The sequence below is a fragment of the Paraferrimonas haliotis genome (genome assembly GCF_002282895.1).
Lineage (GTDB): Bacteria > Pseudomonadota > Gammaproteobacteria > Enterobacterales > Shewanellaceae > Paraferrimonas > Paraferrimonas haliotis.
The window spans coordinates 89,659-101,982 of record NZ_NRRB01000005.1; the positions used below are offsets into that span (position 1 = coordinate 89,659).

12 protein-coding genes are annotated in these 12,324 nt (G+C 47.9%); 6 read left to right on the top strand and 6 right to left on the bottom strand.

Annotated features, from left to right (window positions below; translation table 11 throughout):
• Nucleotides 1–8: 8 nt before the first annotated feature.
• The gene (locus CLC91_RS11300; RefSeq protein ID WP_095498874.1) at nucleotides 9–1,172 is read right to left on the bottom strand and encodes a patatin-like phospholipase family protein; all 1,164 of its coding nucleotides are present in this window, start codon (nucleotides 1,170–1,172) and stop codon (nucleotides 9–11) included.
• Between the two features lie 142 nt (nucleotides 1,173–1,314).
• Between CLC91_RS11300 and CLC91_RS11305 the strand changes: the two genes are divergently transcribed.
• The 4 genes from CLC91_RS11305 to CLC91_RS11320 are packed head-to-tail and all read left to right on the top strand — an operon-like array spanning nucleotide 1,315 to nucleotide 5,654.
• Nucleotides 1,315–2,307 (top strand): XdhC family protein, encoded by a 993-nt coding sequence (locus CLC91_RS11305; RefSeq protein ID WP_095500444.1) that lies wholly within the window; start codon nucleotides 1,315–1,317, stop codon nucleotides 2,305–2,307.
• Entirely contained in the window at nucleotides 2,297–2,893 is a 597-nt protein-coding gene (locus CLC91_RS11310; protein WP_095498876.1) for a nucleotidyltransferase family protein, read from the top strand. Before CLC91_RS11305 ends, CLC91_RS11310 begins: the two co-directional genes overlap by 11 nt.
• Nucleotides 2,890–3,357: a (2Fe-2S)-binding protein gene (locus tag CLC91_RS11315; RefSeq protein ID WP_095498877.1), complete on the top strand. Its 468-nt coding sequence runs from the start codon at nucleotides 2,890–2,892 to the stop codon at nucleotides 3,355–3,357. Before CLC91_RS11310 ends, CLC91_RS11315 begins: the two co-directional genes overlap by 4 nt.
• Nucleotides 3,354–5,654 (top strand): xanthine dehydrogenase family protein molybdopterin-binding subunit, encoded by a 2,301-nt coding sequence (locus CLC91_RS11320; RefSeq protein WP_095500445.1) that lies wholly within the window; start codon nucleotides 3,354–3,356, stop codon nucleotides 5,652–5,654. The genes CLC91_RS11315 and CLC91_RS11320 overlap by 4 nt, the downstream gene beginning before the upstream one ends.
• A 69-nt stretch (nucleotides 5,655–5,723) precedes the next feature.
• On the opposite strand, the gene CLC91_RS11325 is transcribed toward CLC91_RS11320, so the two are convergent.
• The 5 genes from CLC91_RS11325 to rcsF all read right to left on the bottom strand — a co-directional run bounded on the left by CLC91_RS11325 (nucleotide 5,724) and on the right by rcsF (nucleotide 10,572).
• A complete protein-coding gene (locus CLC91_RS11325) occupies nucleotides 5,724–7,430 on the bottom strand; it encodes a proline--tRNA ligase (protein WP_095498879.1) in 1,707 nt (568 codons plus the stop codon).
• 99 nt (nucleotides 7,431–7,529) lie between these two features.
• Complete coding sequence (locus CLC91_RS11330) at nucleotides 7,530–8,120, bottom strand: acyltransferase (protein WP_095499002.1); 591 nt, start codon at nucleotides 8,118–8,120, stop codon at nucleotides 7,530–7,532.
• 53 nt (nucleotides 8,121–8,173) lie between these two features.
• Complete coding sequence (locus CLC91_RS11335) at nucleotides 8,174–9,463, bottom strand: phosphatase PAP2 family protein (RefSeq protein WP_095498880.1); 1,290 nt, start codon at nucleotides 9,461–9,463, stop codon at nucleotides 8,174–8,176.
• A gap of 25 nt (nucleotides 9,464–9,488) precedes the next feature.
• Nucleotides 9,489–10,199, bottom strand: coding sequence for a tRNA (N6-threonylcarbamoyladenosine(37)-N6)-methyltransferase TrmO (gene tsaA / locus CLC91_RS11340; RefSeq protein WP_095498881.1), 711 nt, complete (start codon nucleotides 10,197–10,199; stop codon nucleotides 9,489–9,491).
• A complete protein-coding gene (gene rcsF / locus CLC91_RS11345; RefSeq protein ID WP_095498882.1) occupies nucleotides 10,177–10,572 on the bottom strand; it encodes an Rcs stress response system protein RcsF in 396 nt (131 codons plus the stop codon). The genes tsaA and rcsF overlap by 23 nt, the downstream gene beginning before the upstream one ends.
• A gap of 220 nt (nucleotides 10,573–10,792) precedes the next feature.
• Between rcsF and CLC91_RS11350 the strand changes: the two genes are divergently transcribed.
• Together CLC91_RS11350 and CLC91_RS11355 are read left to right on the top strand one after the other, a co-directional pair.
• On the top strand, nucleotides 10,793–11,233 hold the full coding sequence (locus CLC91_RS11350; protein ID WP_095498883.1) for a hypothetical protein: 441 nt from the start codon (nucleotides 10,793–10,795) through the stop codon (nucleotides 11,231–11,233).
• A 198-nt stretch (nucleotides 11,234–11,431) separates the two neighbouring features.
• Complete coding sequence (locus tag CLC91_RS11355; protein WP_125828491.1) at nucleotides 11,432–12,313, top strand: hypothetical protein; 882 nt, start codon at nucleotides 11,432–11,434, stop codon at nucleotides 12,311–12,313.
• The last annotated feature ends 11 nt before the right edge of the window (nucleotides 12,314–12,324 follow it).

Consider the following 12,324-nt stretch of genomic DNA (forward strand, 5'->3'; position numbering starts at 1 on the left):
AAATTGCATTATGGACGTTGAAAGAACGCTTTAAGTCGCCCTTTAAGCGCCATTGCATCGCGCTCGCCCAATTCGATAAGTTGTCGAGTGTAACTGCGCTCAAACAATACGTAAGAGATAAAACTCGAATTAGAGTGCTTGCTAATACCCGCCAATCGCATCACAAAACGCACCGCTAATGGCATGCTTTTATAGTGCTCTAATGCCATTTCAGATAAATCTCGACTGGGTTTTATCACCATGGTGTCGATATTCTTTAGGCCCTGGGTGGACTGACCGTTGGGTAACTGATTCAAGGTATGGTTTATTCGATGTAATCGCTCTAAATCGCTATTCAGTGTGTCAGAGAAAATGGTATCTAACAGATGCCCCAAAACATCAGCGGTGGCAGGAGCACCGTTAAACTGTTTCGCTTGCGGCTTATGCGGGCTGTCGAGATTTACGATTAATATCTTACTTGCGCCGAGGTGGATGGCACTGCTGATAGGAGAAAGTTGATGAATGGAGCCATCTCCATGGTAATCCTGATCAATTTTTACCGCGGGAAATACCAAAGGAATTGCGGTACTGGCCATAAGGTGCGCGTATCGCAATTGCGTTGCCTTGCCGCAACGACGAGCTCTATGCCAGTCCTGTTGGCTGGCGGATTGATAAAAACTATAGGAGTGGCTGTCACTGTAGCTAGAGGTATCGACGCACAGCGCCACTAACGCTTTGCGTTCAATATTGCGATCCAGGCGCTTGAAATCGACTACCCGCCCTAACAAATGCCTAAGTGGCTGATTATCGAAGAGGCTTGCGGGGGTTTTAATATTCGGTTGTCGTTGAAAGTTGCGCAGCCACATGCCGCCTAGGTGTTTAAACAGCGGCCACCAAGCACTGCGATAAATGTCGCTGGTTTGCATATTGCGCCAAACATACTCCAGCTTACGAACGCCAAGGTGAAAGCAACTGGCATAGCATCCTAACGAGGCGGCATTAATGGCTCCTGCTGATGTGCCGCAAAGCACTTGGAATGGAAGACCATGATTGCGTGGATACATGCTTGCTAAGGCTTTAAGAACCCCAATTTGGTAGGCTGCCCGAGCGCCACCACCCCCGAGCATAAGGGCCGTATTAGCTGCTTGAGGATTAAGTTGCAGTGATAATTTACGGCTGATTTTGTGCGTCATTGATGGCTCTCCCTAGCGTACACATGTGGTTATTGTTAAACCATGCCCAAGCAAAATCAAGATGGCATAGAGGCTTTTTCATACTACATTAGTTTTGTATTGTGGTATGTTATCGACATGTTAATCATGGTTGATAAGTCTGATGGGAAATCGAGTCGAGAGCATGCTTCAGCGTTGGCAAACGCAAAAGGATGAATTTCAGTGGGTGTTGGCAACGGTAATTGAGACCCAAGGCTCTAGCTATCGAAAACCTGGGGCCATGATGCTCATCAATAGCATGGGTCAGCACTTTGGCCTAATTAGTGGCGGCTGTTTAGAGTCTGATGTTATGCGCAACGCCCGTCGTTGCTGGGACACGGGACAAAGCATAATCGTCCAATACGACATGCGTCAAGAAGGGGACTTTGCTTGGCAGTTGGGCATAGGTTGTGGCGGTATGGTAAAACTGTTGCTGCAGCCCATAACTGCTGACAATAACTACCTAGACTTGACTCGGTTGCTAGATTGTTTAAGCGACAATGTGGCGGTCTTGTATCAACAGTCTTTAGTCTTAGAGCAGCCTCATAATAGCGTTCAACCCTTGTCTCAATATGACGACAACAACAAAAGTGCGTCGAATCAATTTCAACACCACATATTACCTGCGCCCTTATTGCTGATATTAGGTGCTGGACTAGACGCGGTTCCTTTGGCTCGAATGGCACTGGAATTAGGGTGGCGAGTTGTTATCAACGATACTCGAGTTAGCGCGTCAAGAACAAAGCAGTTTGCCAAAGCGCAACTGCTCAAGGTGCCCATGGCGCAGCTACCAGAGCAAAGCTGGTGGTCCCATGTTAACGCAGCGGTTGTTATGCATCATCATTTGCAGCTTGACGCAGATGCGCTGCAGCAACTCACTCGCTTTCAAGGCCAGTTTATTGGTCTATTAGGGCCTTCGCATCGAACCGAGCGTTTGGTTAACGAGTTCAATGTCGACTTGGCAGAATTACCCGTGGCGCTGAGTAACCCCGTTGGTCTTGATATTGGTGGGGACTTACCGGAAACCATTGCCTTGTCCATTCTGGCACAGGTGCAAGGGGTGCTGTCTGGCAAAACCGCTATAACGCCGTCCCTGAGACTTGCCCATGCGATGTGAAACCCTAGTGTTGGCCGCGGGCGCGAGTCGTCGCTTTAATGGTATTAAGCTGTTAGCGAAACATCCAAAGTACGATATGAGCCTAATAGAGCACTCAGTGGCGCAACTCGACGCAAGTCCGTTTTCTAATCTTAAAGTTGTGCTGGGTCATTACCATGAGGCCATTCGTCAGCATTTACACCAACGTTATGAAGTGATTATGAGTGAAAACTTTGCTCAGGGATTGTCGCATACCATAGCGGATGGTGTGGCTCAATTAGATCCAAGCAGCTCACATGTGATGTTGGTATTAGCGGACCAGCATCAACTCAATCTCAGGGATTATCGGCAATTATTTGATGCGCTACACCGTGCTCCAACAAGCATTCATTGCTGCAAATCGGAGCAAGGTATATCGCCACCAGTGATTTTTCCAAAGCGCTTTTTCTCTGAACTCATGAGCCTGCATGGCCGCAAGGGTGCTAAATCGCTATTGCAAAAATACGCTCAGTTAAGAGTGGATACTGACATTATTAACGCTGGGTTTGATGTCGATACTCGCCAGCAACTAGACAACTATTCTAATTTAGCCCGAGGAAATCTATGACTAAGTTAACCGTAAATAACAAGGTGCGAGACATTGATGTTGATGAAGACATGCCGTTGTTGTATGCCCTGAGAGATGAATTAAAATTGACTGGAACCAAGTTTGGTTGTGGCGCCGGACAATGCGGCGCATGTACAGTACATCTTGATGGTAAGCCGGTTCGTAGCTGCATTACCTCGGTGAAACTTGCTAAAGATAAGTCCATTACCACCATCGAAGGCTTGCACCCCGAGGCCGACCACGCGGTTCAAATTGCGTGGCGAACTTATAAAGTGCCTCAGTGCGGTTATTGCCAATCGGGCCAGATGATGTCCGCGGTGGCATTGCTGAATGACAATCCGAATCCATCAGAAACAGACATAGATAACGCCATGCAAGGTAACATTTGTCGCTGTGGAACTTATATTCGCATCAAAAAGGCAATTGGGCATGCAGCAACGCTCATCAAGGAGGGTAAGGCATGAGTTACTATCCCGAGCAAGTGTTGAATAAGCCATTGTCGGTGACAAATGTTTCTCGTCGACAATTTTTGAAAGGGCTAGGGCTTTCAAGCTCTGCACTGGTACTGGGCTGTACCATTCCTGGGTTTGCGACCTTAGCCAACGCTGCTGAGCGTTCAGATACTGAGCTGCATGAACTCAACGTGTTTGTGAGTATTAGCAAAGACGGCACCACAGAAATTGTTTGTCACAGAGCCGAGATGGGGCAAGGGATCCGTACCTCAGTACCGCAAATTATTGCAGAAGAATTGGAAGCAGACTGGCAACGGGTGACGATGCGCCAAGGGTTGGCAGATAAGCGTTATGGTGCACAGGGAACCGCTGGCTCCACCTCCATCCGCAGCCATTTTAATGAACTGCGACGGCTTGGTGCGGCTGCACGACTGATGCTAGAGCAAGCGGCGGCTCAGCGTTGGCAGGTGAGCACAGAGCAAGTGCGCGCCAGTGAGCACAAAATTCTTGGGCCCAATGGTTTGAGTGCAGATTTTGGCGAGCTGGCTCAAGCAGCGTCTTTGTTGGCTCAACCACAGCCTGAGCAAATTACCTTAAAGGCTGCTGCCGATTTTCGACTGATAGGTAAAGAAGTCAAGCTGTTTGATTTAGATGACATTGTTGCAGGCAAAGCAGTATATGCACAGGATATTTATCTTGATGATATGTTGATTGCCAGTATTGTGCGCCCACCGGTTGTGGGGGGAAAAGTAAAAGCAATCGACGATTCAGCGGCGCGAAAGGTGGCGGGTGTGGTCGATATCGTTACTCTAAAGCATCGTGGATATCCTGTAGCGACCAATCCGCTTGGTGGGGTGGCGGTGATTGCAACCAATACCTATGCTGCGCTTAAAGCTCGCTCTGTGCTGAAGGTTAAGTGGGACAACGACGACAATCAACAGCATCAATCCGACGAATACCTGCAACACCTAAAAACGTTAGTGAATCAAAAGGGCATCAATATCCGTAAGTTAGGTGAGGTGTATCAGCATGAATACGATCAAGAAAAAACCTTAGAAGCCACCTACAGCGTTCCCTACATCAATCATTCGCCCATGGAAACTCCCTGTGCTACCGCACGCATCAGCGGACAGGGCGCCGACATCCAAGCTGAGGTTTGGGCCGGTACTCAGCATCCACAATGGGCCCAACGTCAGGTGCTTGCAGAGCTTGGGTTAAGTGATGAGCAAGCCGGCCAAGTGCGCTTAACCATGACTCTGATGGGCGGGGCGTTTGGACGAAAATCAAAAGCCGATTTTATTCTCGAATCCGTTGAGCTCGCCATGAAGCTTAATAAACCGGTTAAAGTGGTTTGGAGTCGAGAAGACGATATGCAGCATGGCTTTTATCACTCTATTTCTGCCAACTACATGAAGGCGCAACTTACCGATGATAATGGCGCTGACTATTGGATTCAAAGGGTAGCCTATCCGCCGATTGGCTGGATTTTTAATGATAAAACCGATAGACCCAGTGCCGGTGATTTGTCCGTTGGCTTTGGTGATACGCCGTTTGCCTTTAACAATGCGAGCTTTGAAACCCATAAAGTGGACACTCACATTCGTACCGGTTGGGTTCGTTCCGTGGCTTGTATTAATAATGGCTTTGCGCTCGGAAGTTTTGTGGACGAGTTGGCGGTAAAAGCTAAGGTTACAACCACAGACATGTGGTTAAAGCTGCTGGGTGACGATCGGTTTGAAGATCCCCGTCCGCAAGGGTTTAAGTACAGTAATTACTCCATGCCGTGGGATACTCATCCCATTGATATTGCGCGCATGAAGCAGCTCATCAAATTGATTTCTGACAAAGCTCAGGTCAACGATAAATTGCCACAGGGGCAAGGATGGGGCATCGGCTTTTTAAGAAGTTTCGGATCCTACGTAGCCGCAGCAACCAAGGTGTCTGTGCAAGACGACAAAGTCACCGTGTTAGAAATGCACACTGCTGTTGATATTGGCGTTGCCGTTACACCGGATAGGGTTCGCGCGCAAATGGAGGGGGCAATGGTGTTTGGCCTTTCTATTACCTTAATGGGCGAAATTGACGTTAAGGACGGTGCCGTTGTACAAAGTAATTTCCATAATGGTCCGGTTACCCGCATGCATCAAGTGCCAAAAATGTTTGTCCATATCCTAGAGTCTGACCACGCCCCAGGCGGTGTTGGTGAGCCAGGGGTTCCACCGATAATACCATCAATCACTAACGCCATTTATCATGCCAGTGGGGTTCGCATTCGCGACTTACCGGTCAACAAACACCTTAAGGTGTAAATAAAATAAGGCCAATGACTGTGTCATTGGCCTTATTTTTAGTTTGTGATAAGGCTTAAACGAGGTGAGTTAGCCAATAAACTTAGCTATTACCTCATCGAGGCTCATCTCTACTTTATTACCGTCTTGACGGTTTTTGTATTCCACCACGCCTTTTTCTAGACTGCGGTCGCCAATAACAACCGTATGAGGAATACCGATTAATTCCATGTCGTTGAACATCACCCCTGGACGTTCCTTACGGTCGTCAAACAGCACTTCGACACCCGCTGCAGTTAGGCTGTCATAAAGATCGTTAGCGGCCTGTTGCACCCGCTCAGATTTATGCATGTTCATTGGAATGATAACAACAGAGAACGGCGCAATGGCTTGTGGCCAAATAATGCCGCGATCGTCGTGATTTTGCTCGATGGCTGCAGCTACAATGCGAGAGACACCGACACCGTAACACCCCATGGTCAGGGTTTGAGCCTTACCATTTTCATCTAGCACGGTGGCGTTCATTGCTTCTGAGTACTTGGTGCCTAATTGGAAAATATGACCCACTTCGATACCACGCGCCATGGCAATGGTACCGTTGCCGTCAGGAGATTGCTCACCTTCTAAAATGTTGCGCAGATCCATGGTTTCTGGAAGTGGCAAATCACGCTCCCAATTGATGCCAAAGAGATGCTGACCGTCTTCGTTGGCGCCGGCGGCAAAGTCAGACATTACCGCCACCCAGTGGTCAGCGATAACCGGTATTTCAAGAGCAACAGGCCCGAGAGAGCCAGGGTAAGCTCCGGTGACGGTTTTAATCTGCTCATCGGTTGCAAACTCTAAAGGCGCGGCCACGAGCGGGTGCTTCTCTGCTTTAACTTCGTTTAGCTCGTGATCGCCACGGACTAACAATGCAACAAACTCAGCATCGGCGTCGTCGCTGGCTTTAACGATTAAGGTTTTGATGGTGTGTTCAATAGCAACATCAAACTGGCTGACGAGCTCGTCGATGGTTTTAGCATTGGGTGTGGCTACTTTATGCATGTCAGCGGCTGCATTTGCACGAGTGTGAGTTGGCAAAGGTGCTTCAGCACGCTCAATGTTAGCGGCGTAGTCACCACCGTCGGCGTAAGCAATCAAATCTTCACCGCTTTGCGCCAATACGTGGAACTCATGGCTTAAACTGCCGCCAATGGAGCCGCTGTCGGCCAAGACTGGGCGGAATTCCAAATCCATGCGTTCAAAGATGCGGCAATAGGCATCGAACATGGTTTGATAGGTCTTGTCCATACAATCTTGGTTAATGTGAAACGAGTAGGCGTCTTTCATTAGGAATTCGCGAGCACGCATTACCCCAAAACGTGGGCGTACTTCATCACGGAATTTGGTTTGTACTTGATACAAATTAAGCGGCAACTGTTTGTAGGAGGCAATTTCTTTACGCGCAAGTTCGGTAATGACCTCTTCGTGAGTAGGTCCTAACACGAATTCGCGGTGATGACGGTCTTTGATGCGCAGTAACTCTGGACCGAATTGATCCCAACGTTCGGTTTCGTGCCATAAATCACCAGGTTGAACCAGTGGCATTAAGGTTTCCACCGCGCCCGCTCGGTTCATTTCTTCGCGAACAATGGCTTCTACTTTTCTCAGCACACGTAAGCCAGTGGGCAACCAAGTGTATAGGCCGGATGCTAAGCGGCGAACCATGCCAGCACGCAGCATGAGTTGGTGACTGACGATTTCTGCGTCAGATGGGGTTTCTTTTAACGTCGATAGTAGGTAGTGGCTAGTGCGCATTGCCCATTCCGTAATAATAAAAAGTATAAAAGGGAATATTGTAGCAGCAACTCTAAATCATCGGCTACTGCTATCTTGTGGTTTGTTGTGAAGCAGGAGTTATGTCGCCTTTTTTAATCCGGCTCTGGCTTTATCGCGTCGGTCACCGATAACTCGAGCGGGGTTACCAGCAACAATGGCATACTCGGGAACGTCGTGACACACCTGCGCGCCCATACCAACAATGGCATGATTGCCAATGTTAACGCCGTCTCTAATGCCAACGTTTGCTCCAATCCAAACATCGCTACCGATATGAATTCCTAAGCTTACGACCGGTTGTCGATAGATGTCATCATCAGGCGCCATGCCGTGATTAAAGGCGTAGATGTAACATCCTGCTGCGATTCGGGTTTTGTCACCAATGGTAACCCCTTGTCGCCCACCATCTATGGTGCAACCGTGGTTTATCGCCACCTCCGAGCCAATAGTAATGGGGCCATGCAACACGCAGTTAGCGGCAATAAAGCTACTGCTTTGAATAGCTATCGTGCGACCGGGCTCTGCAAACAGTTGCGCATCTGGCGCGATGAAGCAGTCGTTTTGAATGGTTACCGTTTCCAGTGCCATTAAGCGTTGTTGCAACTGCTGTTGCCAAGGGACAGCCCAAGCTTTAAGTTTTGGCTTTAACGAAAAGTAAAGCCAAGGCATGTAGCTTAAACGGCGCTTGTGCTGCGCTTGATAGTCTTGCTCAGTTAACTGCACTAAAAACTGTAACCTAAGGTTAAGCCAATAACGTCGTAAGCTACTTTGTTGGCCAGCTCACTCTTTTCATATTGATGTTGATAATAACCGTAGTTGAGTGCCGCATTCCACTGTGGGTTTATTTGATAATTCACGCGAGACATTACTTCACTGTAATCGTCACTGCCCAACTTTGAATAGCGACCGTTTACGCTCAAGCTAATATCGTCGTTAAAGCGATAGCCTAAGGTGGCGTTAACCACTGGCCACAGTAACCACTGTCCTTTAGAGGACAGTTTGCCACCTTCGTATTGGTCTAATTCAATGCGCTGGTACTGTACCAATGCACCCACACCGGCCTCGGTGATCCAGTCACTGTTTTTGTTAAAACGGTAGTTGTAATCAGCACTTAAGCCCCACAACCGATACGCCGAAATAACCTCGTCGCCGGCGTCGTAGCTGACATCACCAAATTGAATCGGTGCTGTTAACTTAGTGCTATCTCGTCCTTCAAACGGGGTCAGGTTAAACAGAAGCTGATGGCTTTCTTGAAGACCCATGGTAAACATTGCAGAAGCAAAGGTCGACGGCTCTTCTTTTTGATCAAACTGGTGCAAACCAAATTGCTGATTAGAATTGTAATTAACCCAATTGTGCTTAGTGCGGGCGCCGCCAAGCACTAACTCGTAGCGATAATCAAAGTCACTGGGTTGCGCCTGAGTGACCGTTGTTGCTGCCGTCGCCGCACCTAAAGCGTAACTGAAATTCACCGCCACTCGATCACTTGCAACGCTTGGGGTCACCACAACCTCGTTGCTTGCATAGGGACTGGTCCAGTACAAGGAACTAAATACGGCTATACTGGCGCCAGAAATGACGTCATCCAAATAATGGCGATTGGCATACAGTCGACTGGCACCAACAAACGACGCCGCGCCATAAGCTGGAATTGCCCAGGCATTGCCATAGCGATGATGCAAAAATGCGGCGCCAGAGAATGCGGCAGACGTGTGTCCCGATGGAAACGAGTTATGGGTACTGGCATCAGGCCGTAACTTACCAAAACCGAGTTTTAGGGAATGGGTTGCGACAACGGTGGTTGCCACGCCTTTAGTGAGCTGCCAAGCGCCTTCTTTATCGCCAATCCAGAGACTGCCAACCAAGGCGCCCGCAGGCAGGGCAATTTGAAGTACATCACCGACTTCGGTGATGGTGCCTTTTTGACCCTGAACAATTTCACTTTTTTGAGCGGTGGCCGGAAATACGCTCAGGCTGGCGGCAACGAGTAATGCACATTGAGATAGGCGCATGGGATCTTCCTATATCCAATAACTGTTACGATTTTGTAATTAATGTAACTTTCGCACATTCATTGTGATAGCGCCAACTTATCTCAAGGTCGAATAGGGTCATGGTGTAGATTTTTTGGTCAGTCTGACCTTTTTTATAAGCTGGTCGCGGATCTTGCTCAATAATTTGTTTGATAAGCAAAGGCAATTGCGGGTAATCACTGCTATTGAGCAAAGCCATTTGCTCGTTTACTTCAGAGCTAAACTCTACCTTAACGAGGGTTGGTTTTTGTTGGGCCATGCCCGCCGTAGCTGACGCAACTGCATCGGAATAGGGGATGTAGGGTTTTATATCAATAACCGGGGTTTGGTTGACTAAATCCATCCCTGATATGTGCAGTTTTACATTCGTGCCACTGATTTCGACCTTTTCTAGTTTGACCACTGACTGGCCAAGGCCATTGGGCCGAAAGGGAGAGCGACTGGCGAGCACTCCAATGCGCTGATTCCCCCCAAGTCGCGGAGGACGAATGGTTGGACGCCAGCCCTGTTCGAGGGTTTTATCAAAGACAAATGTGAGCCAGAGATGACTGTACTGTTCGATGCCTCGAACTAAATCTGGATTGTTATAACCTTCAAGCAACTCTATCACCCCGTTAGCGGCAGTCACTAACCCAGGTTGACGAGGCACAGCAAACTTTTGCGAATAAGGTGTGGTGCAAACCGCGATTGGCTCAATGGGGTAGGTCTGAGTCATCGTACTCACTGTATATGGCTTGACCGTAACAAATGGTTTCGGTGAGGCAGCTGTTGGAAGATTGTTGTATGCAGGTGTGACTGATAACGCCATTGGCATTTAAGTCAGCAGCAGCGCGCCGCATGTCGGTTCGAGCGTCGGCTTCGTTAGAAGGCGGCAAGTCATCATTGTCTTGACACGATGTCCCTTCTACCAAGCCTAGAACGACATGGTTCTTGGGCGCTTCGCTGTCGTCTTTATAGACTTGAACCTCTCCAGCTTTGTAATATTCCTTAAAGTTGTCGGCATCAAGATTGGTATTAAATGTATAACCCGCACAGCCGCTTAGGCTCAATAGGGCGAGTGCGCTGATGAGTTTTGGCACTGAAGTCATGGCTCAGTCCTTGCTATTTGTTATTGCTTCACAGTGTATCAGCAGTGCGTAAAAAATGCTTTGTGTGATTCTTAAAATAGTTTGTGTGTTTTAACGGGGTAACTCTCATTTTAATGGTTTGCCCTTCATTTGAGTATTGAATGGTGGCGCTGTTTTAGCTAGTTTCGTAGTTACTTTTGTTGAATACCTATGCAGTAACAGTCGGGAAAATACACTTTTTATGCCTTATCGTAACGTTATTAATTTTGCCAAAATGGTGTTATTGCTTAGCGCGGTTGCGCTGATGCAATTGGCCAGTGCGCAAGCGAATAACCAAGCGAGTATTGAAGGCGCTACAACCGAAGACGCCAAAGTTAATAGCGCCGAGAGTGTGATTGCCAACATGCCAAGCACAGCAAAGCTGGCTGAGCAAGTGGCTGACAATTCTGACTCGTTACCCTACGACAAGAGCTTGGAGTGGACTAAAGCCGGCCTGTTTGAAGAGAGTCAAGACATTGGTTCTAACTCATTATTTTTGTTAGTAAGCCTCTCGCTTATTCTAACCTTATGCATTCATTATGGTGGTCGAGTGTTTGCTCGCCTTCACCCAAATCAATCGCAAGCAGCGATTCATTCCATTCTCCTTAGCTGGATTAAGCCCATCAAAGGCTGCCCAAGCTAACGCCTATACTTAAAGGTTGTTAATCGCTGGTTATCAGTGTGTAATCGTGTTATTTGTTCTAAACACAAATCAAGCCACGAACAACACATATGCGTTAGCCGTTTTTAGCAATACTCTAACTATCAATAGATAACAATCATTGATTCAGCGTCAACGCTGTTCATGAAAAGCAATCAACAATTAATCAAAGGTGCCAATATGCCTTATTATAAGTCATCAAATGTAAGCGCAGCAGGTCGAGCTAAAGGCTACGCTAACATCGTTACCAAGCTGAGTGCGGTAGCGGTGGCATTGGCCTTGAGTGCACCGGCATTCGCAGTGAACGAGAACGTAGCAGACGCCATCGATCAAGCAGACACCACACCGTCACCATGGTCTGGATACTTAGGACTACAGGCGGCGAGCAATGCCTACAAACGCTCTGAGCCTAGTTCGTATCAGGCGGTGGCGTTAAATGGCCGTATCGGTTATAGCGATGATTGGGGTTCGGTTCGTTTGTCATTGGGCGGAGAAGTAGAAACGCATCATAATCAAAGTTACTACTACGATGCGCTACTTGAATACCGTACTCCGTACTACAAAATCAGTGACGATTGGAGTTATGTGGTTAGTGGTGGTGTTTTCTTGCCAACCAGCCACACCAGCCGTAAGAACAAGCTGTATGCAGCACCAAGGCTTGCTGGCTACTTGTTCTATCGTCCGAGCAATAGCTTAAGCTTTTATTTTTCACCGCGTTATCGTTACAACTTTTACAAATATGAAACGGGTCGTTACGGCGAACGTTTTACACAACATCAGGTGGACTTACTGGGTGATGGAACCTGGCAGTTTGCCAAAAACTGGTATCTCGACATCAACGGTTCATACCGCATGGCTAAGGAATACAACACTGGCCGCACTAAAAAGGTGTTTACCGTAGGTGAAGAAATTGGTTGGTCATTTGCACCGTCGTGGACGGTAGCGGTAGGCCACAACAACAGTGGACAGCTTTATAACCCAGAAGTGGGACCATCGAAAGGATTCGAATTTTTTGACGAGCGTAGCTCCGTCTTTTATGTGTCTTTGACCAAATATTTATAGAATCAACGTAA

What these genes read in the sequence shown, in the direction of transcription:
- CLC91_RS11300 (WP_095498874.1), bottom strand. Translation starts at nt 1,172, where the DNA reads ATGACGCACAAAATCAGCCGTAAATTATCACTGCAACTTAATCCTCAA.
- CLC91_RS11305 (WP_095500444.1), top strand. Translation starts at nt 1,315, where the DNA reads ATGGGAAATCGAGTCGAGAGCATGCTTCAGCGTTGGCAAACGCAAAAG.
- CLC91_RS11310 (WP_095498876.1), top strand. Translation starts at nt 2,297, where the DNA reads ATGCGATGTGAAACCCTAGTGTTGGCCGCGGGCGCGAGTCGTCGCTTT.
- CLC91_RS11315 (WP_095498877.1), top strand. Translation starts at nt 2,890, where the DNA reads ATGACTAAGTTAACCGTAAATAACAAGGTGCGAGACATTGATGTTGAT.
- CLC91_RS11320 (WP_095500445.1), top strand. Translation starts at nt 3,354, where the DNA reads ATGAGTTACTATCCCGAGCAAGTGTTGAATAAGCCATTGTCGGTGACA.
- CLC91_RS11325 (WP_095498879.1), bottom strand. Translation starts at nt 7,430, where the DNA reads ATGCGCACTAGCCACTACCTACTATCGACGTTAAAAGAAACCCCATCT.
- CLC91_RS11330 (WP_095499002.1), bottom strand. Translation starts at nt 8,120, where the DNA reads ATGCCTTGGCTTTACTTTTCGTTAAAGCCAAAACTTAAAGCTTGGGCT.
- CLC91_RS11335 (WP_095498880.1), bottom strand. Translation starts at nt 9,463, where the DNA reads ATGCGCCTATCTCAATGTGCATTACTCGTTGCCGCCAGCCTGAGCGTA.
- tsaA (WP_095498881.1), bottom strand. Translation starts at nt 10,199, where the DNA reads ATGACTCAGACCTACCCCATTGAGCCAATCGCGGTTTGCACCACACCT.
- rcsF (WP_095498882.1), bottom strand. Translation starts at nt 10,572, where the DNA reads ATGACTTCAGTGCCAAAACTCATCAGCGCACTCGCCCTATTGAGCCTA.
- CLC91_RS11350 (WP_095498883.1), top strand. Translation starts at nt 10,793, where the DNA reads ATGCCTTATCGTAACGTTATTAATTTTGCCAAAATGGTGTTATTGCTT.
- CLC91_RS11355 (WP_125828491.1), top strand. Translation starts at nt 11,432, where the DNA reads ATGCCTTATTATAAGTCATCAAATGTAAGCGCAGCAGGTCGAGCTAAA.